The 26,096-nt window shown below is 42.0% G+C and carries 11 protein-coding genes, 2 tRNA genes, 6 rRNA genes and 1 pseudogene; all 20 read right to left on the bottom strand.

Features of this window, described 5'->3' with window-relative positions:
- Positions 1-23: 23 nt before the first annotated feature.
- The 20 genes and pseudogenes from NYE73_RS00100 to dnaA all read right to left on the bottom strand — a co-directional run bounded on the left by NYE73_RS00100 (position 24) and on the right by dnaA (position 26,096).
- Positions 24-1,355: a D-alanyl-D-alanine carboxypeptidase family protein gene (locus tag NYE73_RS00100; protein WP_081010913.1), complete on the bottom strand. Its 1,332-nt coding sequence runs from the start codon at positions 1,353-1,355 to the stop codon at positions 24-26.
- A 141-nt stretch (positions 1,356-1,496) separates the two neighbouring features.
- The gene (guaB, locus tag NYE73_RS00095; protein ID WP_004233999.1) at positions 1,497-2,960 is read right to left on the bottom strand and encodes an IMP dehydrogenase; all 1,464 of its coding nucleotides are present in this window, start codon (positions 2,958-2,960) and stop codon (positions 1,497-1,499) included.
- A gap of 272 nt (positions 2,961-3,232) precedes the next feature.
- Positions 3,233-3,348 (bottom strand): 5S ribosomal RNA (gene rrf, locus NYE73_RS00090).
- Positions 3,349-3,418: 70 nt separating this feature from the next.
- Positions 3,419-6,346, bottom strand: a 23S ribosomal RNA gene (locus tag NYE73_RS00085).
- Positions 6,347-6,528: 182 nt separating this feature from the next.
- Positions 6,529-8,080 (bottom strand): 16S ribosomal RNA (locus NYE73_RS00080).
- The 16S, 23S and 5S rRNA genes sit together here, the layout of an rRNA operon.
- 301 nt (positions 8,081-8,381) lie before the next feature.
- Entirely contained in the window at positions 8,382-9,275 is an 894-nt protein-coding gene (locus NYE73_RS00075; protein ID WP_054548459.1) for a patatin-like phospholipase family protein, read from the bottom strand.
- Between the two features lie 598 nt (positions 9,276-9,873).
- A pseudogene (locus tag NYE73_RS00070) lies at positions 9,874-9,972 on the bottom strand (IS200/IS605 family transposase); the annotation flags it as partial.
- Between the two features lie 217 nt (positions 9,973-10,189).
- A complete protein-coding gene (gene tnpA, locus NYE73_RS00065; RefSeq protein ID WP_115673398.1) occupies positions 10,190-10,666 on the bottom strand; it encodes an IS200/IS605 family transposase in 477 nt (158 codons plus the stop codon).
- Positions 10,667-10,833: 167 nt separating this feature from the next.
- Positions 10,834-10,949, bottom strand: a 5S ribosomal RNA gene (gene rrf, locus NYE73_RS00060).
- A 70-nt stretch (positions 10,950-11,019) separates the two neighbouring features.
- A 23S ribosomal RNA gene (locus tag NYE73_RS00055) occupies positions 11,020-13,947 on the bottom strand.
- An 89-nt stretch (positions 13,948-14,036) separates the two neighbouring features.
- Positions 14,037-14,112 (bottom strand) — tRNA-Ala (locus NYE73_RS00050).
- 12 nt (positions 14,113-14,124) lie between these two features.
- A tRNA-Ile gene (locus NYE73_RS00045) sits at positions 14,125-14,201 on the bottom strand.
- Positions 14,202-14,295: 94 nt separating this feature from the next.
- Positions 14,296-15,847, bottom strand: a 16S ribosomal RNA gene (locus tag NYE73_RS00040).
- Between the two features lie 393 nt (positions 15,848-16,240).
- Positions 16,241-17,323, bottom strand: coding sequence for an HD-GYP domain-containing protein (locus NYE73_RS00035; RefSeq protein WP_103117219.1), 1,083 nt, complete (start codon positions 17,321-17,323; stop codon positions 16,241-16,243).
- A 141-nt stretch (positions 17,324-17,464) separates the two neighbouring features.
- Positions 17,465-19,930, bottom strand: coding sequence for a DNA gyrase subunit A (gene gyrA, locus NYE73_RS00030; RefSeq protein ID WP_048395196.1), 2,466 nt, complete (start codon positions 19,928-19,930; stop codon positions 17,465-17,467).
- A 25-nt stretch (positions 19,931-19,955) separates the two neighbouring features.
- The gene (gene gyrB, locus NYE73_RS00025) at positions 19,956-21,890 is read right to left on the bottom strand and encodes a DNA topoisomerase (ATP-hydrolyzing) subunit B (RefSeq protein WP_048395198.1); all 1,935 of its coding nucleotides are present in this window, start codon (positions 21,888-21,890) and stop codon (positions 19,956-19,958) included.
- A gap of 93 nt (positions 21,891-21,983) precedes the next feature.
- A complete protein-coding gene (recF, locus tag NYE73_RS00020; protein ID WP_048395200.1) occupies positions 21,984-23,099 on the bottom strand; it encodes a DNA replication/repair protein RecF in 1,116 nt (371 codons plus the stop codon).
- A 3-nt stretch (positions 23,100-23,102) separates the two neighbouring features.
- Positions 23,103-23,327, bottom strand: coding sequence for a S4 domain-containing protein YaaA (yaaA, locus tag NYE73_RS00015; protein WP_004233303.1), 225 nt, complete (start codon positions 23,325-23,327; stop codon positions 23,103-23,105).
- 113 nt (positions 23,328-23,440) lie between these two features.
- Positions 23,441-24,577: a DNA polymerase III subunit beta gene (gene dnaN / locus NYE73_RS00010; RefSeq protein ID WP_004233305.1), complete on the bottom strand. Its 1,137-nt coding sequence runs from the start codon at positions 24,575-24,577 to the stop codon at positions 23,441-23,443.
- A gap of 169 nt (positions 24,578-24,746) precedes the next feature.
- A complete protein-coding gene (gene dnaA, locus NYE73_RS00005; protein WP_004233307.1) occupies positions 24,747-26,096 on the bottom strand; it encodes a chromosomal replication initiator protein DnaA in 1,350 nt (449 codons plus the stop codon).

Here is a 26,096-nt window from a genome sequence, read left to right as displayed (position 1 = left end):
ATTCATGTGCTCGTATTTAAATATTAAAACAATCCACCAACAAAGTCTGTAATGCCTCCCCATAAATTACCGAAGAAGTTACCTACGCCTTGGAAGAACAATGAGATACCGCTAGCACGCTCTACAGCCTCTGTTGTGACAACATCGGATGAAATATCCTTGCCATCGATAAAGCCGTAATCTGTGCCTTCTGTGCGTTCAATAACGACCTTTCCTACAACAGTGCCTTTTTTAACGTCTGCCTCTAAACTCTTTTTATCTAAAACCAATGTAGGTTTATATAAGTCTTTATCAGAAGACTTAATCATAAATGAAATTGGTTCTTTTACTGCAATCGATACTTTGTCTTCTTTACCTTTTGTCACTTTAACTGTTTTTTGATCTTTGAATGTATAGTTCCCTGGTAAAATTTCTTGCTTTGAGAATTGTGAAAAGCCGTAGTTAAATAATTTCGCTGTGGCATCAAAGCGAGCTTCATAGGACCCTTGTCCATTTGCATCAACAGCTTTCATTACAACTGCAATCAAACGAGTACCATTGCGCTCTGCAGTACCTGTGAAGCAGTGACCTGCAAAGTTTGTTGTACCTGTCTTTAATCCATCTACACCTTGATATTCATACACTAATCCCGGTAACATAAAGTTCCAGTTAGACATTTTAATTGCATCTTCTGTTCCTTCACGGAATGTCTTTTTTGCAATTTTAGATGTTTCTAATACCTTTGGGTGATCTTTTAATAAATGATATGCTAATTTTGCTACAGATTTTGCAGGCATCACATTCTCATCTTCTGGGCCTGTGCCTGATGGATGCATACCAAATAAATCAGCATTATTAAGACCAGTAGAGTTGACAAATTTATAGCCCTCTAAACCAAGTTCTTCTGCTTTTTTATTCATTAACTTTAAAAATTCAGTTTCAGAACCTGCGATCGTTTCAGCAATAGCTACGGTTGCTGCATTTGCTGAATAGATTGCCATTGCCTCATATAACTCACGAATCGTATAAGAGCCATCTCTACGTAAAGGTACATTACTTAATGCACGATTTTGAGACATACGATACGTATAATCTGTTACGTGATATTCTTGATCCCATTTAACTTTCCCTGCATCAATCGCGTCCAATAACAGGTATTCAGTCATCATCTTTGTCATACTTGCAATACCTAGTGAAGTATCTGCATTTTGTTCAAATAAAATTTTCCCTGAATCTGCATCAATTAAAATCGCAGCATCCACTGTTAATCCTAAATCTGTTTCCGCATTTGCCTTTGCAGGAATACCTGCAAAAATACTAAATAATAAAACAGGAATTAGGAGTAAGCGTAATACGGTGTTCATTTTCTTTTTCACCTTTAAAGCCCTCCAAAAAATAATCTTGTCCTCGACATTTTATCATAGATAACAACAAACGTGTTGACTCTCTACCATAAAAAAATGCTCTCGCGCCATCTTTGTAGACGATGCGAAAGCATAAAAGTTGCAAGTAATATATTACATGGAATAGTTTGGTGATTCTTTTGTAATCTGTACATCATGTGGATGTGATTCACGAAGACCAGCACCTGTCATTCTAACAAATTGTGCATTCTCGCGTAGGTGCTCCAGATGTGGAGCTCCACAATAACCCATTCCAGCGCGAATACCACCAATCAGTTGGTAGATTGTATCAGCTAATGGTCCTTTATAAGGAAGACGGCCTTCAATACCTTCAGGTACTAATTTTTTTGCATCCTCTTGGAAGTAACGATCTTTAGAACCTTTTTCCATTGCGCCGATAGAACCCATACCACGATAAACTTTAAAGCGACGGCCTTGGAAGATTTCTGTTTCTCCAGGAGATTCAGATGTACCTGCTAGAAGAGAACCAAGCATTACAACGTTGCCTCCAGCTGCTAGAGCTTTTACGATATCACCAGAGTATTTAATACCACCATCAGCAATTATTGTTTTACCTAGCTCACGAGCTACTGTAGCACAATCATATACTGCTGTAATTTGTGGTACACCTACACCTGCTACAACACGTGTAGTACAAATAGAACCAGGACCGATACCTACTTTAACAACATCTGCTCCTGCTTCAAATAATGCACGTGCGCCTTCTCCTGTAGCAACATTACCAGCGATGATTTCTAGCTCAGGGTAAGTCTCACGGATTGAGCGAATTGTTTGTAATACGCCTTCTGAATGACCATGGGCCGTATCGATTACAACAATGTCAACTTGTGCTTCAACAAGCTTCTCAATACGTACCATCGTATCTTTTGATACACCAACTGCCGCGCCTACTAATAAACGGCCATGTGTATCTTTCGCAGCATTCGGGAATTCAATCACTTTCTCGATATCCTTAATTGTAATTAGTCCAGTTAATCTACCTTCTTCATCTACAATTGGAAGTTTTTCGATTTTATATTGTTGAAGAATTTTTTCAGCATCCTCTAAAGTCGTTCCCACTGGTGCTGTAATCAAATCTTCTTTCGTCATTACATCTTCAATTTTTAAAGAGTAGTCAGAGATAAAACGTAAATCACGGTTTGTAATAATCCCTACTAGCTTTTGATTTTCCATACTATCAACAATAGGAACACCAGAGATTCGGTATTTACCCATTAGATGCTCAGCATCGAAAACTTGATGTGTCGGAGTTAAGAAGAATGGGTTTGTAATAACACCATTTTCAGAACGTTTTACTTTTTCTACTTGTTCAGCTTGCTCATCAATCCCCATGTTTTTATGGATAATACCGATACCGCCTTGACGTGCCATAGCAATCGCCATTTTAGACTCTGTAACTGTATCCATACCTGCGCTGACCATTGGGATGTTTAATTTAATCTTTGGTGTTAATTGAACAGATAAATCAACATCTTTCGGTAGTACTTCGGAATGAGCTGGTACTAATAATACATCATCAAAAGTTAAACCTTCTTTGGCAAATTTAGTCTCCCACATTTTCGTAACTTCCTCCTATAGTTAAAAGAATATTAATTGTAAGATTAACAACGTGGACTGCTACTGTCAAGGAACTTATAAAAGAAAGACAATTCAGATTTTTAACAAATAACAATTAAGATAAACAATACAAATAATTAACTACATTTTCGAGGCATTTATTTGCATTTTTTAAATTCAAAAAACACATTTGAACAATCTCTTTAGTAGAGTTAAAAGTTATCAAAAAAGAAAGTAAAAAAACAGCCAGCATACAGCTGACTGTTTTGTTTGCCTAGCGACGTCCTACTCTCACAGGGGGAAGCCCCCAACTACCATCGGCGCTAAAGAGCTTAACTTCCGTGTTCGGTATGGGAACGGGTGTGACCTCTTTGCCATCATCACTAGACTTTGTATTTAATTGAAAGATTTGCTCTTTCAAAACTGGATAAACGGCGCATTGAATGTTTCAAACTTTTTTGGTTAAGTCCTCGATCGATTAGTATTCGTCAGCTCCATGTGTCACCACACTTCCACCTCGAACCTATCTACCTCATCGTCTTTGAGGGATCTTACTTACTTGCGTAATGGGAAATCTCATCTTGAGGGGGGCTTCATGCTTAGATGCTTTCAGCACTTATCCCGTCCACACATAGCTACCCAGCGATGCCTTTGGCAAGACAACTGGTACACCAGCGGTGTGTCCATCCCGGTCCTCTCGTACTAAGGACAGCTCCTCTCAAATTTCCTACGCCCACGACGGATAGGGACCGAACTGTCTCACGACGTTCTGAACCCAGCTCGCGTACCGCTTTAATGGGCGAACAGCCCAACCCTTGGGACCGACTACAGCCCCAGGATGCGATGAGCCGACATCGAGGTGCCAAACCTCCCCGTCGATGTGGACTCTTGGGGGAGATAAGCCTGTTATCCCCGGGGTAGCTTTTATCCGTTGAGCGATGGCCCTTCCATGCGGAACCACCGGATCACTAAGCCCGTCTTTCGACCCTGCTCGACTTGTAGGTCTCGCAGTCAAGCTCCCTTGTGCCTTTACACTCTACGAATGATTTCCAACCATTCTGAGGGAACCTTTGGGCGCCTCCGTTACCTTTTAGGAGGCGACCGCCCCAGTCAAACTGTCCGCCTGACACTGTCTCCTGCCCCGCTAAGGGGCATGGGTTAGAATTTCAATACAACCAGGGTAGTATCCCACCGACGCCTCCTTCGAAGCTGGCGCTCCGAGATCTCTGGCTCCTACCTATCCTGTACAAGTTGTACCAAAATTCAATATCAGGCTACAGTAAAGCTCCACGGGGTCTTTCCGTCCTGTCGCGGGTAACCTGCATCTTCACAGGTACTATAATTTCACCGAGTCTCTCGTTGAGACAGTGCCCAGATCGTTACGCCTTTCGTGCGGGTCGGAACTTACCCGACAAGGAATTTCGCTACCTTAGGACCGTTATAGTTACGGCCGCCGTTTACTGGGGCTTCAATTCGCAGCTTCGCTTGCGCTAACCACTCCTCTTAACCTTCCAGCACCGGGCAGGCGTCAGCCCCTATACGTCACCTTACGGTTTTGCAGAGACCTGTGTTTTTGCTAAACAGTCGCCTGGGCCTATTCACTGCGGCTCTCATGCGCTTGCACGCTCAAGAGCACCCCTTCTCCCGAAGTTACGGGGTCATTTTGCCGAGTTCCTTAACGAGAGTTCTCTCGCACACCTTAGGATTCTCTCCTCGACTACCTGTGTCGGTTTGCGGTACGGGCACCTCTCACCTCGATAGAGGCTTTTCTTGGCAGTGTGAAATCAGGAACTTCGTCCATACGGACTCGCCATCACAGCTCAACGTTACAGTGTGCGGATTTGCCTACACACACGCCTTACTGCTTGGACGCGCACAACCAACGGCGCGCTTACCCTATCCTACTGCGTCCCCCCATTTCTCAAACGGTGAGGAGGTGGTACAGGAATATCAACCTGTTGTCCATCGCCTACGCCTATCGGCCTCGGCTTAGGTCCCGACTAACCCTGAGCGGACGAGCCTTCCTCAGGAAACCTTAGTCATACGGTGGACGGGATTCTCACCCGTCTTTCGCTACTCATACCGGCATTCTCACTTCTAAGCGCTCCACCAGTCCTTCCGATCTGACTTCAACGCACTTAGAACGCTCTCCTACCACTGACATCGTAGATGTCAATCCACAGCTTCGGTGAATCGTTTAGCCCCGATACATTTTCGGCGCAGCGTCACTCGACCAGTGAGCTATTACGCACTCTTTAAATGATGGCTGCTTCTAAGCCAACATCCTGGTTGTCTGTGCAACGCCACATCCTTTTCCACTTAACGATTACTTTGGGACCTTAGCTGGTGGTCTGGGCTGTTTCCCTTTTGACTACGGATCTTATCACTCGCAGTCTGACTCCCGTGTATAAATATCTGGCATTCGGAGTTTGTCTGAATTCGGTAAACCGGGATGGCCCCCTAGTCCAAACAGTGCTCTACCTCCAGTATTCTCATCACGAGGCTAGCCCTAAAGCTATTTCGGAGAGAACCAGCTATCTCCAAGTTCGATTGGAATTTCTCCGCTACCCACACCTCATCCCCGCACTTTTCAACGTGCGTGGGTTCGGGCCTCCAGTAAGTGTTACCTCACCTTCACCCTGGACATGGGTAGATCACCTGGTTTCGGGTCTACGACCACGTACTATTTCGCCCTATTCAGACTCGCTTTCGCTGCGGCTCCGCCTTCTAAAGCTTAACCTTGCACGTAATCGTAACTCGCCGGTTCATTCTACAAAAGGCACGCTATCACCCATTAACGGGCTCTAACTACTTGTAGGCACACGGTTTCAGGATCTCTTTCACTCCCCTTCCGGGGTGCTTTTCACCTTTCCCTCACGGTACTGGTTCACTATCGGTCACTAGGTAGTATTTAGCCTTGGGAGATGGTCCTCCCGGATTCCGACGGAATTTCACGTGTTCCGCCGTACTCAGGATCCACTCAGGAGAGAACGAACTTTCGACTACAGGGCTTTTACCTGCTCTGGCGGACCTTTCCAAGTCGCTTCATCTAACTCGCTCTTTTGTAACTCCGTATAGAGTGTCCTACAACCCCAAGAGGCAAGCCTCTTGGTTTGGGCTCTTCCCGTTTCGCTCGCCGCTACTCAGGGAATCGATTTTTCTTTCTCTTCCTCCAGGTACTTAGATGTTTCAGTTCCCTGGGTCTGCCTTCAAGACGCTATGTATTCACGTCAAGATACTACGCGATTAAACGTAGTGGGTTCCCCCATTCGGAAATCTCCGGATCAAAGCTCACTTACAGCTCCCCGAAGCATATCGGTGTTAGTGCCGTCCTTCTTCGGCTCCTAGTGCCAAGGCATTCGCCGTGCGCCCTTAATAACTTAACCAAGTTATTAAGCCTATAAAAAACTTAAAAAAATAAATGTGTTTGTTACAATTTCAATGTCGTTTTATCCAGTTTTCAAAGAACAAGTTTTGAAGTGTTTCATTCAGATAGAATGAACCTTCAAAACTGAACGCAAAACGTAATCTTACAAACCCAAGGTTTGTATTCCGAAATAATCCTTAGAAAGGAGGTGATCCAGCCGCACCTTCCGATACGGCTACCTTGTTACGACTTCACCCCAATCATCTATCCCACCTTCGGCGGCTGGCTCCAAAAGGTTACCTCACCGACTTCGGGTGTTACAAACTCTCGTGGTGTGACGGGCGGTGTGTACAAGGCCCGGGAACGTATTCACCGCGGCATGCTGATCCGCGATTACTAGCGATTCCGGCTTCATGTAGGCGAGTTGCAGCCTACAATCCGAACTGAGAACGACTTTATCGGATTAGCTCCCTCTCGCGAGTTGGCAACCGTTTGTATCGTCCATTGTAGCACGTGTGTAGCCCAGGTCATAAGGGGCATGATGATTTGACGTCATCCCCACCTTCCTCCGGTTTGTCACCGGCAGTCACCTTAGAGTGCCCAACTAAATGATGGCAACTAAGATCAAGGGTTGCGCTCGTTGCGGGACTTAACCCAACATCTCACGACACGAGCTGACGACAACCATGCACCACCTGTCACCGTTGCCCCCGAAGGGGAAACTATATCTCTACAGTGGTCAACGGGATGTCAAGACCTGGTAAGGTTCTTCGCGTTGCTTCGAATTAAACCACATGCTCCACCGCTTGTGCGGGCCCCCGTCAATTCCTTTGAGTTTCAGTCTTGCGACCGTACTCCCCAGGCGGAGTGCTTAATGCGTTAGCTGCAGCACTAAGGGGCGGAAACCCCCTAACACTTAGCACTCATCGTTTACGGCGTGGACTACCAGGGTATCTAATCCTGTTTGCTCCCCACGCTTTCGCGCCTCAGCGTCAGTTACAGACCAGAAAGTCGCCTTCGCCACTGGTGTTCCTCCAAATCTCTACGCATTTCACCGCTACACTTGGAATTCCACTTTCCTCTTCTGCACTCAAGTCCCCCAGTTTCCAATGACCCTCCACGGTTGAGCCGTGGGCTTTCACATCAGACTTAAAGGACCGCCTGCGCGCGCTTTACGCCCAATAATTCCGGACAACGCTTGCCACCTACGTATTACCGCGGCTGCTGGCACGTAGTTAGCCGTGGCTTTCTAATAAGGTACCGTCAAGGTACAGCCAGTTACTACTGTACTTGTTCTTCCCTTACAACAGAGTTTTACGATCCGAAAACCTTCTTCACTCACGCGGCGTTGCTCCATCAGGCTTTCGCCCATTGTGGAAGATTCCCTACTGCTGCCTCCCGTAGGAGTCTGGGCCGTGTCTCAGTCCCAGTGTGGCCGATCACCCTCTCAGGTCGGCTACGCATCGTCGCCTTGGTGAGCCGTTACCTCACCAACTAGCTAATGCGCCGCGGGCCCATCCTATAGCGACAGCCGAAACCGTCTTTCAGTCTTTTACCATGAAGCAAAAGAGATTATTCGGTATTAGCCCCGGTTTCCCGGAGTTATCCCAAACTATAGGGTAGGTTGCCCACGTGTTACTCACCCGTCCGCCGCTAACGTCAAAGGAGCAAGCTCCTTTTCTGTTCGCTCGACTTGCATGTATTAGGCACGCCGCCAGCGTTCGTCCTGAGCCAGGATCAAACTCTCCATAAAAGAAATTTGATTAGCTCAAATTTTGCTGGCATCATGTTTGATGTCCAAAATTGTGTTTCGTTCACTAGCAAAACTAGCTACTTAAAACTTTATTGATTACGTTTTGCTTGTTCAGTTTTCAAGGTTCATTTTGTTTACTCTTCTGTAAGAGTTAACTTTTATATAATAACATGTTTTATATTTAATGTCAAACAGTTATTTTATTTTATATTTTAGTAGCTGCATATCTCAACAGCAACTTTTATATAATAACACCCTATTTGTCATTGGTCAATAGTTTTATAATTATTTTTTTAAAAAATTACAACCTCAATCTTGGCCAATTTCGTAAAAATTGAATTGTACGGTTTCTTCCTATATCTAATAGAGTTTCTTTTGTTTCTTCATTTAAATCAAATTGGGTTGCACTATAATCTTCTACAGGAATAAAAATAATGTCTCTTTCGTGTCGTCTTGATATATACCTTTCATCATGTGCATCTTTCATAGTTGAAAATAGTGCCTCAAATAAATTTAGACCATTCTTAATTTCTTGAGGACATTGTTCTTCTCTTCTTCTACTCAGTTTCAGACCTAAAATCGGACGTACTTTCCGACCTTCTTTATCATCGAATATCCATAGTGGAAAATTACTTAAAACACCACCATCCACTATAACCGATTCACCCTTCCCAGTCTTTAATGTAACTGGTTCAAAGAAAAAAGGTATACCACAACTCATGCGTAACGCACAAGCTACTGAAAAATTCTTTGCTTCAATTTGATATTTATGCAAATCGTCTGGTAAAACAATCATTCTACCATTCGTTAAATCTGAAGCTACTAATTTAAGTGAATCTTTAGGCAGATCACCAAAAGTATATACTCCTTTTGCAGCTAGCTTTTGGAAAAACCATTTTTCTAACGCCTTTCCTTTATAGAGACCTAAATGATTATAAACATTTACCCATTTCATAAAAGGAAAAGGTAAAATTGTTCTTCTTGGATCAAGTAATGAAGGAACATCTAACTCTTCTAGCATAATTTCTATCTCTTTTCCACTATATCCTGCCGCAATAAAGGCGGCTAAAATGGCACCCGCACTTGTACCAGCTACACGTTTAAATCGAAAATGTTCAGCTTCTAGTACTTGATATGCCCCTACTAATGCAAAGCCCTTCAAACCGCCACCAGAAAACACGCCATCAATCCACAAAATTTCCTCTCCTTTTTGATGTAATCTTTATAGTATAAGGATGAAGAATGACGAATAGAACTAAATTTTCTACTTTATTGACGATACTTATGTACATAGCAGCAAACTTTAACCAAGTGTCTAGCTAAAATTCGATTACAGTATCATATAAGAATATGCGGCGAAATATCGTTATTCTAAGAAATGTAAAGAGCTACTTAAATGCTAAAGTAGTTTCAACAATAATTTTAGTTCCGGGAATTTTTAGTGTAGAACATATTTTTAACAACAAAAATAAAGGGCCTAAGCCCCCAACAATATTTAATTTAAATCACAGCCCTTATCTATATTAACTATGTCTTATAAGAACGTACTGATGGTGATTGATATTATTTAATTTTAAAAAAAGTTACAGAATGTTTAACTATCCACAAATGCTGAGGTTTTCATAACTTCTAATTTTATTCTTTCACTGAAGGCTTGAAAATTTTAGCCGACTTAGTTAATAGCTTACTAACCCCTTCTATATCTCGCTAAGATTACAATGAATCAGAACCACCAGTTAGACTGGTGGTTTGCTCTCGCGTGAAACACTGGGGTTCTGGTCCATATTTGTATTCAGGTTGGCATGCCGATCGAATATCATTAAGCTACTCTTCCCTTTCAAATAAACCACAAAAGATGAAACAATTATTTTTGCTCGAATACTCACCAACATACCTGATTGCTCGGCTGTTTTTTTTCTTGTCCATAGCTAGAAGCTCTTTGGAACCCCTCACATAGCAAGGGGTTTTTTAAATATACAATCAGAACCACCAGTCTAACTGGTGGTTTGCTCTACGCGTGAAACGCTGGGGTACTGGCCCATGTCTAAAGACACACTGAAAGGTCCGCCAACCGCACTCCGTTTTCACGCTACCACTAAAGTGGTTTTATTATTTTCGCTTTTTTGCTTGTATTTCTTCTCCTGTAAATGGATCAATGAATTCTTTCATGGTCATTTGATCCTCAAGAATATCCTCTTGCAATTGATTTTTTATATATTCCTGTATGATTTTTCTGTTTCGTCCTACTGTATCTACATAATATCCGCGACACCAAAACTTCCTATTTCCATACTTGTATTTCAGGTTCGCATGCCGATCGAATATCATTAAACTACTCTTCCCTTTCAAATAACCTACAAACGATGAAACACTTATTTTTGGTGGAATACTCACCAACATATGAATATGATCAGGACAGGCTGTAGCTTCAATGATTTCTACTCCCTTTCTTTCACATAACTGGCGAAGAATTCTACCTATATCTGCTTTGATTTGTCCATAAATAATCTGCCTTCTATATTTTGGCGCAAAGACGATGTGATACTTACAATTCCATGTCGTGTGTGCTAAACTTTTATTATCCATTTGGAGCCCCTTTCGTACGAAGTCGGTTGACCAGACCTGATTTCATTGTACGGCTGGGGTTTTTTTCTTGTCCATAGCTAGAAGCTCTTTGGAACCCCTCGCATAGCAAGGGGTTTTCAAAAGATACAAAATAAAAAAACAGTCAGCTGTGCGCTGACTGTTTTGTTGCCTAGCGACGTCCTACTCTCACAGGGGGAAGCCCCCAACTACCATCGGCGCTAAAGAGCTTAACTTCCGTGTTCGGTATGGGAACGGGTGTGACCTCTTTGCCATCATCACTAGACTTTGTATTTAATTGAAAGATTTATTCTTTCAAAACTGGATAAACGGCGCATTGAATGTTTCAAACTTTTTTGGTTAAGTCCTCGATCGATTAGTATTCGTCAGCTCCATGTGTCACCACACTTCCACCTCGAACCTATCTACCTCATCGTCTTTGAGGGATCTTACTTACTTGCGTAATGGGAAATCTCATCTTGAGGGGGGCTTCATGCTTAGATGCTTTCAGCACTTATCCCGTCCACACATAGCTACCCAGCGATGCCTTTGGCAAGACAACTGGTACACCAGCGGTGTGTCCATCCCGGTCCTCTCGTACTAAGGACAGCTCCTCTCAAATTTCCTACGCCCACGACGGATAGGGACCGAACTGTCTCACGACGTTCTGAACCCAGCTCGCGTACCGCTTTAATGGGCGAACAGCCCAACCCTTGGGACCGACTACAGCCCCAGGATGCGATGAGCCGACATCGAGGTGCCAAACCTCCCCGTCGATGTGGACTCTTGGGGGAGATAAGCCTGTTATCCCCGGGGTAGCTTTTATCCGTTGAGCGATGGCCCTTCCATGCGGAACCACCGGATCACTAAGCCCGTCTTTCGACCCTGCTCGACTTGTAGGTCTCGCAGTCAAGCTCCCTTGTGCCTTTACACTCTACGAATGATTTCCAACCATTCTGAGGGAACCTTTGGGCGCCTCCGTTACCTTTTAGGAGGCGACCGCCCCAGTCAAACTGTCCGCCTGACACTGTCTCCTGCCCCGCTAAGGGGCATGGGTTAGAATTTCAATACAACCAGGGTAGTATCCCACCGACGCCTCCTTCGAAGCTGGCGCTCCGAGATCTCTGGCTCCTACCTATCCTGTACAAGTTGTACCAAAATTCAATATCAGGCTACAGTAAAGCTCCACGGGGTCTTTCCGTCCTGTCGCGGGTAACCTGCATCTTCACAGGTACTATAATTTCACCGAGTCTCTCGTTGAGACAGTGCCCAGATCGTTACGCCTTTCGTGCGGGTCGGAACTTACCCGACAAGGAATTTCGCTACCTTAGGACCGTTATAGTTACGGCCGCCGTTTACTGGGGCTTCAATTCGCAGCTTCGCTTGCGCTAACCACTCCTCTTAACCTTCCAGCACCGGGCAGGCGTCAGCCCCTATACGTCACCTTACGGTTTTGCAGAGACCTGTGTTTTTGCTAAACAGTCGCCTGGGCCTATTCACTGCGGCTCTCATGCGCTTGCACGCTCAAGAGCACCCCTTCTCCCGAAGTTACGGGGTCATTTTGCCGAGTTCCTTAACGAGAGTTCTCTCGCACACCTTAGGATTCTCTCCTCGACTACCTGTGTCGGTTTGCGGTACGGGCACCTCTCACCTCGATAGAGGCTTTTCTTGGCAGTGTGAAATCAGGAACTTCGTCCATACGGACTCGCCATCACAGCTCAACGTTACAGTGTGCGGATTTGCCTACACACACGCCTTACTGCTTGGACGCGCACAACCAACGGCGCGCTTACCCTATCCTACTGCGTCCCCCCATTTCTCAAACGGTGAGGAGGTGGTACAGGAATATCAACCTGTTGTCCATCGCCTACGCCTATCGGCCTCGGCTTAGGTCCCGACTAACCCTGAGCGGACGAGCCTTCCTCAGGAAACCTTAGTCATACGGTGGACGGGATTCTCACCCGTCTTTCGCTACTCATACCGGCATTCTCACTTCTAAGCGCTCCACCAGTCCTTCCGATCTGACTTCAACGCACTTAGAACGCTCTCCTACCACTGACATCGTAGATGTCAATCCACAGCTTCGGTGAATCGTTTAGCCCCGATACATTTTCGGCGCAGCGTCACTCGACCAGTGAGCTATTACGCACTCTTTAAATGATGGCTGCTTCTAAGCCAACATCCTGGTTGTCTGTGCAACGCCACATCCTTTTCCACTTAACGATTACTTTGGGACCTTAGCTGGTGGTCTGGGCTGTTTCCCTTTTGACTACGGATCTTATCACTCGCAGTCTGACTCCCGTGTATAAATATCTGGCATTCGGAGTTTGTCTGAATTCGGTAAACCGGGATGGCCCCCTAGTCCAAACAGTGCTCTACCTCCAGTATTCTCATCACGAGGCTAGCCCTAAAGCTATTTCGGAGAGAACCAGCTATCTCCAAGTTCGATTGGAATTTCTCCGCTACCCACACCTCATCCCCGCACTTTTCAACGTGCGTGGGTTCGGGCCTCCAGTAAGTGTTACCTCACCTTCACCCTGGACATGGGTAGATCACCTGGTTTCGGGTCTACGACCACGTACTATTTCGCCCTATTCAGACTCGCTTTCGCTGCGGCTCCGCCTTCTAAAGCTTAACCTCGCACGTAATCGTAACTCGCCGGTTCATTCTACAAAAGGCACGCTATCACCCATTAACGGGCTCTAACTACTTGTAGGCACACGGTTTCAGGATCTCTTTCACTCCCCTTCCGGGGTGCTTTTCACCTTTCCCTCACGGTACTGGTTCACTATCGGTCACTAGGTAGTATTTAGCCTTGGGAGATGGTCCTCCCGGATTCCGACGGAATTTCACGTGTTCCGCCGTACTCAGGATCCACTCAGGAGAGAACGAACTTTCGACTACAGGGCTTTTACCTGCTCTGGCGGACCTTTCCAAGTCGCTTCATCTAACTCGCTCTTTTGTAACTCCGTATAGAGTGTCCTACAACCCCAAGAGGCAAGCCTCTTGGTTTGGGCTCTTCCCGTTTCGCTCGCCGCTACTCAGGGAATCGATTTTTCTTTCTCTTCCTCCAGGTACTTAGATGTTTCAGTTCCCTGGGTCTGCCTTCAAGACGCTATGTATTCACGTCAAGATACTACGCGATTAAACGTAGTGGGTTCCCCCATTCGGAAATCTCCGGATCAAAGCTCACTTACAGCTCCCCGAAGCATATCGGTGTTAGTGCCGTCCTTCTTCGGCTCCTAGTGCCAAGGCATTCGCCGTGCGCCCTTAATAACTTAACCAAGTTATTAAGCCTATAAAAAACTTAAAAAATAAATGTGTTTGTTACAATTTCAATGTCGTTTTATCCAGTTTTCAAAGAACAAAAAAATGGTGGAGCCTAGCGGGATCGAACCGCTGACCTCCTGCGTGCAAGGCAGGCGCTCTCCCAGCTGAGCTAAGGCCCCAAGAGGTATATATGGTGGGCCTAAATGGACTCGAACCATCGACCTCACGCTTATCAGGCGTGCGCTCTAACCAGCTGAGCTATAGGCCCTCTTGGAAGTTTTATTAAATTTCATAAACCTTCAAAACTGAACGCAAAACGTAATCTTACAAACCCAAGGTTTGTATTCCGAAATAATCCTTAGAAAGGAGGTGATCCAGCCGCACCTTCCGATACGGCTACCTTGTTACGACTTCACCCCAATCATCTATCCCACCTTCGGCGGCTGGCTCCAAAAGGTTACCTCACCGACTTCGGGTGTTACAAACTCTCGTGGTGTGACGGGCGGTGTGTACAAGGCCCGGGAACGTATTCACCGCGGCATGCTGATCCGCGATTACTAGCGATTCCGGCTTCATGTAGGCGAGTTGCAGCCTACAATCCGAACTGAGAACGACTTTATCGGATTAGCTCCCTCTCGCGAGTTGGCAACCGTTTGTATCGTCCATTGTAGCACGTGTGTAGCCCAGGTCATAAGGGGCATGATGATTTGACGTCATCCCCACCTTCCTCCGGTTTGTCACCGGCAGTCACCTTAGAGTGCCCAACTAAATGATGGCAACTAAGATCAAGGGTTGCGCTCGTTGCGGGACTTAACCCAACATCTCACGACACGAGCTGACGACAACCATGCACCACCTGTCACCGTTGCCCCCGAAGGGGAAACTATATCTCTACAGTGGTCAACGGGATGTCAAGACCTGGTAAGGTTCTTCGCGTTGCTTCGAATTAAACCACATGCTCCACCGCTTGTGCGGGCCCCCGTCAATTCCTTTGAGTTTCAGTCTTGCGACCGTACTCCCCAGGCGGAGTGCTTAATGCGTTAGCTGCAGCACTAAGGGGCGGAAACCCCCTAACACTTAGCACTCATCGTTTACGGCGTGGACTACCAGGGTATCTAATCCTGTTTGCTCCCCACGCTTTCGCGCCTCAGCGTCAGTTACAGACCAGAAAGTCGCCTTCGCCACTGGTGTTCCTCCAAATCTCTACGCATTTCACCGCTACACTTGGAATTCCACTTTCCTCTTCTGCACTCAAGTCCCCCAGTTTCCAATGACCCTCCACGGTTGAGCCGTGGGCTTTCACATCAGACTTAAAGGACCGCCTGCGCGCGCTTTACGCCCAATAATTCCGGACAACGCTTGCCACCTACGTATTACCGCGGCTGCTGGCACGTAGTTAGCCGTGGCTTTCTAATAAGGTACCGTCAAGGTACAGCCAGTTACTACTGTACTTGTTCTTCCCTTACAACAGAGTTTTACGATCCGAAAACCTTCTTCACTCACGCGGCGTTGCTCCATCAGGCTTTCGCCCATTGTGGAAGATTCCCTACTGCTGCCTCCCGTAGGAGTCTGGGCCGTGTCTCAGTCCCAGTGTGGCCGATCACCCTCTCAGGTCGGCTACGCATCGTCGCCTTGGTGAGCCGTTACCTCACCAACTAGCTAATGCGCCGCGGGCCCATCCTATAGCGACAGCCGAAACCGTCTTTCAGTCTTTTACCATGAAGCAAAAGAGATTATTCGGTATTAGCCCCGGTTTCCCGGAGTTATCCCAAACTATAGGGTAGGTTGCCCACGTGTTACTCACCCGTCCGCCGCTAACGTCAAAGGAGCAAGCTCCTTTTCTGTTCGCTCGACTTGCATGTATTAGGCACGCCGCCAGCGTTCGTCCTGAGCCAGGATCAAACTCTCCATAAAAGAAATTTGATTAGCTCAAATTGTTTTGCTGGCATCATGTTTGATGTCCAAAATTTTTGTTTTGTTCACTAACCGAAGCTAGCTACTTAAAACTTTATTGATTACGTTTTGCTTGTTCAGTTTTCAAGGTTCATTTTGTTTATTTCGTTGTCACCTCTTGGCGACTCATTTATAATATCAAGATTCCAAAACAAAGTCAACAGTTTCTCCAAAAATATTTTAATACAATATATAAATGTTTCAAAAAACAATTATGGTTAAAATGCTCACTATTTAATTGATTACTATTATTGCGAAGTGTTTGTTAAGAAAAAATTATATTAGCACTTGCGTAGAGTACATCTCTTACCTAATAAAAAAAGGCAAACCACATAATATAGTTTGCCCGTCTATCTATAAATTAGTTATGATACGTGAAATATAAAAACTGCGATTTTTCCCTAAATCAAAAATTTCCCCTGAATGAATTAATTTAATAAGTGGTCTTGTTGGGGCAAATTTATTTACAAACATTACTTCCCCACGTTCTAAATTAGAAAGCTCTACAATTGTACCTATCGGAAGATCTGCAACAATATCAATTAATGCACGTACTACTTTAATATCAAATTTACCAAACTCAGATTCATTAATCATTTCAATTACTTTAAATGAAGATTGTTTCGTTCTATATACTCGTTCACATGTCATAGCATGAAAAACATCTGCAACAGCAATGATTTGTGCAAATATAGAAATATTGGCGATCTTTTCGTTCCTCGGATATCCACTACCATTTAAACGTTCATGATGTTGGAAGATCGCTTCTTTCATCGTTTCTTTTAAAATGGTCAAATCTTTCACCATATTATGGCTATAAATCGGGTGTTTATATATCTCATCATATTCTTGCTCTGTTAATGGTGTCTTCTTATCCCTGATACGAGGATGTACTTTAGCCATACCACAATCAGCCAATAAACCACCGATGGCTACTTGAATAGTGGTTCCTCTATCATAACCAAGTTTTTGAGCAATAACTGAGGCAATCAGACCAGTTGCTACACAATGATGATACAGGTAGTCTTTTGGATTTGAATACTCATTTAAATCAAAAATAATAGTACGATCTTCTAGTACCATCTCTACTAAAGGTAAAATAATTGTTCTGGCCTTTGCAATATCTACCTTGGCGCCCGCTTCCCAGTTTTTAAATTCTTTTTTAAACTGTTCAACAGAATGATTATAGATTTTCCTAAAAGTCGGAAGTTCTTCTATTATAACTTCGACATCACTTTCATTCTTTTCTACACGCATATCATTTTCACTTTTATAAACGGGGACGGTGAAAATATTAAATGCATGAAAAACTTGCAAGTGTACATAAGAAATCATTGTATCTTTGAAAATAATCGGATACTGTGTATTAGCAAATATATCTTCAGAAATTACCTTGCCAACACCTAGCTCTGAAATTGGAACATGTATAGTTTCCACAGAATGAACACCTCTCCACTATTTCTTGCTTCAAAATAAGGTATTATCATTTTATCATGGAATTCAAAATAATTACTTATTTTTCATTATTTACGTAAAAAAACCGATGACGACATTCAATAATGTCGTCATCGGATTATATTATTCTTCGACTTCCTCTTCGTCTTCAAAAGACTCTTCTGCTTTTTCCACTTTAGCGACAGTTGCAACCAATTCGTCATCTCCTAGTCGAATTAAACGTACACCTTGCGTACTGCGCCCAATTAATGAAATATCATTTACATCCATACGGATAAGCATACCATTAATAGTTATAAGCATTAAATCCTCAGAACCATCGACGGTTTTTACAGCCACCATTGGACCATTCTTATCTGTAATCTGAATAGTTTTCAGTCCTACTCCACCACGACTTTGTAAACGATAGTCCTCTTCAGAAGTACGTTTACCGTAACCTTTTTCAGTTACTACTAATATTTCTTGCCCTGGTTCAACAATCTCCATGCCAACTACTTCATCACCATCACGTAGCTTAATGCCTCGAACACCACCAGCTGTACGGCCCATAGATCGAATGTCGTCTTCTTGGAAACGAACGAGCATACCATCGCGAGTACCAATAATCACTTGTTTCTCTCCATCTGTAAGACGTACCGAAATAAGATCGTCGTCTTCTCTCAAGCTGATTGCGATTAAACCATTTGTTCGGATGTTAGCAAATTGTGATACAGGGGTACGTTTTGTAATACCTGTTTTTGTGGTAAAGATAAAGTAAGCATCTTCATCAAACGACGCAACACGAATCATAGCTGTTACTTTTTCGCCTTTTTCTATATTAAGCAAGTTTACGATTGGTAACCCTTTAGCAGTACGACCGAACTCAGGAATTTCATATCCTTTTGCTCTAAATACTTTACCTTTAGACGTGAAGAATAAAATTGTATCGTGGGTAGAAGTATTCATTAGATGCTCTACAAAGTCGTCTTCATTTGTACCCATTCCTTGTACACCACGACCACCACGCTTTTGACTACGATATGTATTCGCAGCTAAACGCTTGATATAGCCATTATGTGTTAAAGTAACAACTGAGTTTTCAACAGGAATTAAATCCTCATCCTCAATCATTTCAATTCCACCTGATGTAATCTCAGTACGGCGTGTATCATTAAAACGTTCTTTCAACTCTAAGATTTCAGTACGAATAATATCTACAATTTTCTCTTCATCTGCTAAGATTGCCTTTAATTCAGCTATAAGAACTTGAAGCTCTTGATATTCTGCTTCAATTTTTTCACGTTCTAAGCCACTTAATCGAACGAGGCGCATATCTAAAATAGCTTGAGCCTGACGCTCCGATAAGTTAAAGCGTTCCATTAATTGAGGTTTTGCTTCTTCACCACTACGTGAACCACGTATAATAGCGATTATTTCATCAATATGATCGAGTGCGATTCGTAAGCCCTCTAAAATGTGAGCGCGGTCTTCAGCTTTTCGAAGATCAAACTCTGTACGACGACGAATAATTACTTTTTGGTGTTCTAAATAATGGTATAGCATTTCTTTTAAGCCTAATACTTTAGGCTGACCGTTTACTAAAGATAGCATATTGATACCGAAGCTAGATTGCATAGCTGTTTGTTTATATAAATTATTTAGTACAACATTAGCATTTGCATCTTTACGAACTTCAATCACTACACGCATACCACGACGGTCTGATTCATCACGTAAATTTGTGATTCCATCTATTTTTTTATCACGTACAAGCTCTGCAATTTTTTCAATAAGCTTAGCCTTATTCACTTGGTAAGGCAATTCATGAATAAGAATAGTTTCCTTACCATTTGCCTTTTGCTCAATTTCCACTTTCGCACGGATGATAATGGAACCTCGACCAGTTTCATAGGCTCTACGAATACCACTACGTCCTAAAATTAATCCACCAGTAGGAAAATCAGGGCCAGGAATGATTTCCATTAGCTCTTCAGTCGTAATGGCTGGATTTTCAGAAAGTGCTATAACAGCATCAATTGTTTCGCCCAATTGATGTGGTGGAATATTTGTTGCCATACCTACAGCAATCCCTGCTGCACCGTTGACTAAAAGATTTGGATAGCGACTTGGTAAAACTATTGGTTCTTTTTCTGATCCATCATAGTTATCTGTATAGTCAATTGTATCTTTATTAATATCACGGAGCATTTCCATTGCTATTTTAGACATACGTGATTCTGTATAACGCATGGCTGCTGCGCCATCACCATCAACAGAACCGAAGTTTCCGTGACCATCAACAAGCATGTAGCGATAGCTAAAATCCTGTGCCATACGTACCATTGCATCATAGATGGAAGAGTCACCATGTGGATGGTACTTACCCATTACATCCCCAACGATACGTGCTGACTTTTTGTAGGCTTTATCTGCTGTATTACCTAATTCCTGCATCCCATATAAAATACGACGATGAACTGGTTTTAATCCATCACGTACATCAGGTAATGCACGTGATACAATTACACTCATTGCATAATCAAGAAAGGATGTTTCAATTTCTTCTGTTATATTAACTCCTTTAACACCGGAGCGTTCTTGTTCTGACAAAGTGTAGACCTCCTCTCAAGAAAAATTAGATATCTAAATTAGCGTATACGGCATTTTCCTCGATAAATTGACGACGAGGTTCAACTTCATCGCCCATTAAACGTTCAAATGCTTGGTTTGCTTTAATTGCATCATCTAATTCTACTTGTAATAATGTGCGGTACTCAGGATCCATTGTTGTTTCCCAAAGCTGCTCAGCGTTCATTTCTCCAAGACCTTTATAACGCTGCACATTTGGCTTTGGCATTTTTGGTAGCCGTTCTAAAATTTCTTTTAATGTCTCTTCATCATAGCAATACTCAATATGTTTACCTTGTTTCACTTGATAAAGTGGTGGCTGTGCAATATAAATATAGCCTGCTTCTATAAGTGGTCGAAGGAAACGGAAGAAGAATGTTAAAAGTAATGTACGAATATGTGCCCCATCGACATCGGCATCTGTCATGATAATGATTTTATGATAACGAGCTTTCTCTAAATTAAACTCCTCACCAATACCAGTGCCGAATGCTGTTATCATCGCACGGATTTCCGCATTAGATAAGATTTTATCTAAACGAGCTTTCTCAACGTTAAGGATTTTACCACGTAAAGGTAAAATTGCTTGGAAGTGTCGATCACGTCCAGATTTAGCCGAACCGCCGGCAGAATCACCCTCAACAATATAAATTTCACAATCAGCTGGGTTAGTAGAAGAACAGTCAGCTAATTTACCCGGTAAGCTAGATACTTCGAGGGCATTTTTACGACGAGTAAACTCACGTGCTTTTTTCGCAGCTACACGAGCACGGGCTGCCATTAATCCTTTTTCCACAATCTTTCGTGCAACCGTTGGATTTTCTAACATAAAACGCTCAAAGCCATCTGAGAACAAAGAATTGGTAATTTGACTTACTTCTGAATTCCCTAACTTTGTTTTTGTTTGTCCTTCAAATTGCGGATCTGGGTGTTTCACAGAAACTATAGCTGTTAACCCTTCTCGTACATCCTCACCTGTAAGATTAGCGTCAGATTCTTTTAGTAATCCACTTTTTCGTGCATAGTCATTAATAACGCGTGTAAGGGCTGTTTTAAACCCTGACTCATGTGTACCGCCCTCATACGTATTAATGTTATTAGCAAATGAAAAAATATTAGAAGAGAATCCAGCATTATATTGCATAGCAATTTCTACTGTGATGCCATCCTTCTCTCCAAGAACATCAATTGGATCATGGATTGGCTCTTTAGATTGATTTAAATGCTCAACATAAGAACGAATACCACCTTCATAATGGTATGTTGTTGAGCGAATCTCTTCTTCACGTTCATCAGCAATCGTAATCTTAATACCACGATTTAAATAAGCCAATTCTCTAATACGATGAGCTAAAATATCATATTCATAAACAGTAGTTTCTTTAAATATTTCTGGGTCAGCTTTAAAACGCGTTGTTGTACCATTATGATCTGTGTCACCGATAACCATTAACTCTTGAACTGTTTTTCCACGTTCAAATTTTATTTCATGGATATGACCTTCACGATGTACTTGAACAATTGTTTCAACAGAAAGTGCATTTACTACTGATGCTCCAACTCCATGAAGACCACCAGAAACTTTATAGCCTCCACCGCCAAATTTACCACCAGCATGTAAAACAGTCATAATAACTTCAACAGCAGGCTTACCCATTTTTTCTTGAATACTAACTGGAATACCACGACCGTTATCTTCTACACGAATCCAGTTTTCTTTTTCAATTGTTACTTTGATATCTGTACAAAATCCTGCAAGTGCTTCATCGATACTATTATCAACAATTTCCCATACTAAATGGTGAAGCCCTTTAGAGCTAGTTGAACCGATATACATCCCTGGTCTTTTACGTACTGCTTCTAAACCTTCTAATACCTGTATCTGATCGGCCTCATAAGCTTGGTTTTGTAAACCTTCGTTCTCTATAGCCACGGCTTTCATCTACTCCTTCATAACATCATTGTGTGTAAATGAATGAACAGTCAACCGAGCTGACTATTACCATTCTTTTTGTAATCTAAAAAACTACCCTGGCTAACTTCTTTCAATCGCACCTTGTTTCACGTGGAACAGTTGAGCCTGTTCCATCGTTTCATGATGAATTCCTTCCACACTTGTGGTTGTAACAAAGGTTTGGACTTCACCCTGAATGGTATTTAATAAATGCGATTGGCGATAATCATCGAGTTCCGATAAAACATCATCTAAAAGTAGTATGGGTGTTTCATTTGTTTCTTGTTTAATTAATTCAATTTCAGCAAGCTTTAAAGACAATGCAGTAGTACGCTGCTGTCCTTGTGAACCATAAGTTTGAACATCATAGCCATTCACTAAAAACTGTAAATCATCTCGGTGTGGACCAACTAATGTCACGCCTCTATCAAATTCACGTTCTCTCGCTTCAATTAATTTTTGATGTAAAGTATTTTCAATTTCACTAGTAGAGTGTTCTTTTTCAATACCAGCTACCGTACGATATTTTATAACCAGTGTTTCCTTACCTTGCGATATACCTGCGTGTATGGGTTCCGCCCACTCTTGCAATAAATCCATAAATTGAAATCTTTTACGAATAATTTGGGTAGCAGCGTGAATATATTGTTCATTGTAGACCTCATACATCACATCATTTGGCATGGACTTGCCTTGGTTCATTTTTAAAAAATGGTTACGTTGTTTTAAAACTTTTTGAAAGGTTAATAAATCATGTAAATAGACAGGCGAAATTTGCCCAATCTCCATATCAATAAAACGCCGACGTATTTGCGGACTTCCCTTTACAACGTTCAAATCCTCTGGCGCAAACATAACGACATTCATTTGACCAATATAATGACTAAGGCGACTTTGCTCTATATGATTTATCTTGCCCTTTTTACCTTTCTTTGTAATCGTAAGTTCGATCGGTAAAATACCATGCCTTTTTTTAACGGCCCCTTCTATTTTACCATAGTCTGAATCCCAACGTATCAATTCTTTATCGTTCGTTGTTCGATGGGACTTAGCCATTGCTAAAACATAGATGGACTCCATAACATTTGTTTTTCCTTGTGCATTTTCACCAATGAAAACATTAATTTTTGGAGAGAAGTTTAAAGCTAAGGCATCATAGTTACGGTAATTTGTAAGTTTTATTTGCTCAATATACATAATTTATTGTCCAGTTGGTCCTATAATTTGAAAACGACCACATCCAGGAATATTTACAATATCTCCGTTACGTAATTTACGACCTCGACGATCGTCTACTTCTCCGTTTACATATACAGCATGTTCTTGTAAAAACCACTTGGCCATACCACCTGAACTAATGGCATCAGTAATTTTTAAAAGTTGCCCTAACGTGATGAACTCCTCATCAATTTTAATGTCCTGCATAGTGTGTTCCCCTCCGAATACAGACTGTCTATCTCTCTATCATACCTAAAATTACGCCATAAGTAAAAAAAGATAGTCACAATGAGCGACTATCTTAACAGATCTTATATTCTTTAGTAAGTTCGTACAGGTAAAATTAATTGTAAAATAGCATCATCATGAACGGAACGTAAAATAAACGGTCTCATTGCCCCAGTAAATTGAATAACTACGTCTTGTCCATCTATTGCTTTTAATGCTTCCATCATATATTTTGCACTGAATGAGATTTTCAAACCTTCCCCTTCTAATGCTTCCACAGGAATTTCTTCTTGTACTTTTCCGATTTCAGGAGAATTAGAAGAAACCTCAACTGCTTGGTTATCTAAAATTTCAAAACGGACAACATTATTACGATCTCCTCGTGCAACTAGTGATGCACGGTCAATAGCTTGTAATAAAGATTTACCATTAATTGTTACATTTGTTTGATACTCTTCAGGAATTAAACGAGTTGTGTCAGGATAATTTCCTTCCAGTAAGCGAGAGAAGAATAATACATCACCAGTTTTAAATAATACTTGCTGACTTGTAATAACGATTTGGACAAGATTTGTAGAATCTTCAAGTACTTTATTTAATTCATTCAAACTTTTCCCTGGAATTACTACACTATGTTCAACTTCTGGTAAATTTTCGAGTTGCACTTTACGTCTTGCCAAACGATGACTATCTGTTGCAACACAGATTAATGTTTCATTTTTGATCTGCCAGTTTACACCTGTCAACACGGGTCTACTTTCTGAAGTGGCAACAGCGAATACTGTTTCACGGATAATTGTTTTTAAGAGATCAGCAGGAATAGTAAATTTTTGATCTTCTGTAAGCTCTGGTAATAAAGGATACTCTGCTGCATCTGAGCCAATTAAATGGAATTCCGATTTCCCTGAACGAATATGCGTTTGGAAACCTGGTGTTACTTGAATTTCAACATCGTTTGTTGGTAATTTACGTACGATTTCATTAAACATACGTGCTTGTACAACAATTGAACCTGTTTCTGTAATGTGAATAATTTGTTGTCCATCTTCTTCTACTGGAATAAATGTTTGAATAGTTATATCAGCATCACTACCAGTTAAGCGGATCCCTTCCTCTGTTACGTCAATTTTAATACCAGTTAAAATCGGAATAGTTGTTTTTGAACTTACTGCTTTCATGACATCATTTAAACCTTCTAATAAACGGTCACGTAAAATATCAAATTTCATTCGTTTTCCCTCACATATTTATATTATTTATTTATATAAAATAAAAAGATATAGTAATAGGCCCTGTGGATTTGTGGATAAGTATATTTTTATGAATAAAATCAGTCTATCCACATGTAGATAGACTGTGTATAAGTTTGTGTTTAAATAGTTAGTTTGTCCACAGCAATTACTTGCCTAGCATACTACGAATTTGTTTAACATCTTGTTGAAGTTGAACGTCATTTTTCAACATAGAAGATATTTTTTCGTGCGCATGGATGACAGTCGTATGATCGCGGCCACCAAATTCTTCGCCAATTTTGGGCAGCGAAAAATCTGTCAACTCGCGCGATAAGTACATAGCGATTTGACGTGGAAAAGCAATTAATTTAGTACGTTTTTTAGCAGCGAAATCTTCCAAACGTATACTAAAATGTTCCCCTACTGCATTTTGAATGTCTAATATTGTCACTGTTCGCGGTTTTGAATTTGGAATGATATCCTTCAATGCCTCGGCAGCTAATGTCGCTGTAATATCTTTGTTTACAAGAGATGAGTAGGCAACGACGCGAATAAGCGCACCTTCAAGCTCCCTAATATTGGAGTCAATCTGGTTCGCAATATAAAGCATTACTTCATTTGGTACCTCTAGACCGTCTGCTTTTGCTTTTTTACGCAAAATAGCGATACGAGTTTCCAAATCGGGTGGCGCAATATCTGTTATTAACCCCCACTCGAAACGTGAACGGAGCCGATCTTCTAAAGTTGGGATCTCCTTAGGAGGTCGGTCACTTGATATAACAATTTGTTTGGATTCTTCATGTAAAGTATTAAAAGTGTGGAAAAATTCTTCTTGAGTTGATTCTTTTCCAGCAAGGAATTGAATATCATCAATTAGCAGTACATCCACGTTGCGGTACTTATTGCGAAAATCAAGTGCTTTGTTATCACGAATTGAGTTAATAAATTCATTTGTAAATTTCTCGGATGATAAGTACACTACTTTAGCATTTGGATTATGCTCTAATACATAATGACCAATAGCGTGCATTAAGTGCGTTTTACCTAGCCCTACTCCCCCATAAATAAAGAATGGATTGTATGCTTTAGCAGGTGCTTCAGCTACAGCTAGCGAAGCTGCATGTGCAAAGCGGTTACCAGAGCCAATAACAAACGTGTCAAAAGTATATTTCGGGTTTAACATACCTGGTGAAATATCATGATGTTCATTATTTTTTGCTTGGATAATCGGCGCTGGCAAATCAAAATCGTCCGAATCCTGGTTTTTTTGAACAACAAATTTAATAAGCAAGTCTTCGCCTGTTAGCTCCGTTAATATACCTGTAATCAAATGAATATAATGATTTTCAAGCCAGTCTCGAGCAAACGAATTTGGCGCAGCAATTGTCACAGTGGACCCACTACCATTGTAAGATAGTAATTTCGTAGACTTTAGCCACGTTTCGAAGCTTGGTTTAGAAATTTTTTGTTCAACTTGAGCCAGGACATTGTTCCATAGTTCTTCTAAATGTTCCAA

This window comes from Lysinibacillus sp. FSL K6-0102 (genome assembly GCF_038003545.1).
Lineage (GTDB): Bacteria > Bacillota > Bacilli > Bacillales_A > Planococcaceae > Lysinibacillus > Lysinibacillus capsici.
The sequence above is the reverse complement of the archived record's forward strand: the minus strand, read 5'-3'. Positions and strand labels throughout refer to the sequence as shown.

Coding starts and splice junctions, on each gene's coding strand:
- guaB (WP_004233999.1), bottom strand. CDS start 2,960: ATGTGGGAGACTAAATTTGCCAAAGAAGGTTTAACTTTTGATGATGTA.
- yaaA (WP_004233303.1), bottom strand. CDS start 23,327: ATGCAGGACATTAAAATTGATGAGGAGTTCATCACGTTAGGGCAACTT.
- tnpA (WP_115673398.1), bottom strand. CDS start 10,666: ATGGATAATAAAAGTTTAGCACACACGACATGGAATTGTAAGTATCAC.
- dnaN (WP_004233305.1), bottom strand. CDS start 24,577: ATGAAATTTGATATTTTACGTGACCGTTTATTAGAAGGTTTAAATGAT.
- gyrB (WP_048395198.1), bottom strand. CDS start 21,890: ATGAAAGCCGTGGCTATAGAGAACGAAGGTTTACAAAACCAAGCTTAT.
- recF (WP_048395200.1), bottom strand. CDS start 23,099: ATGTATATTGAGCAAATAAAACTTACAAATTACCGTAACTATGATGCC.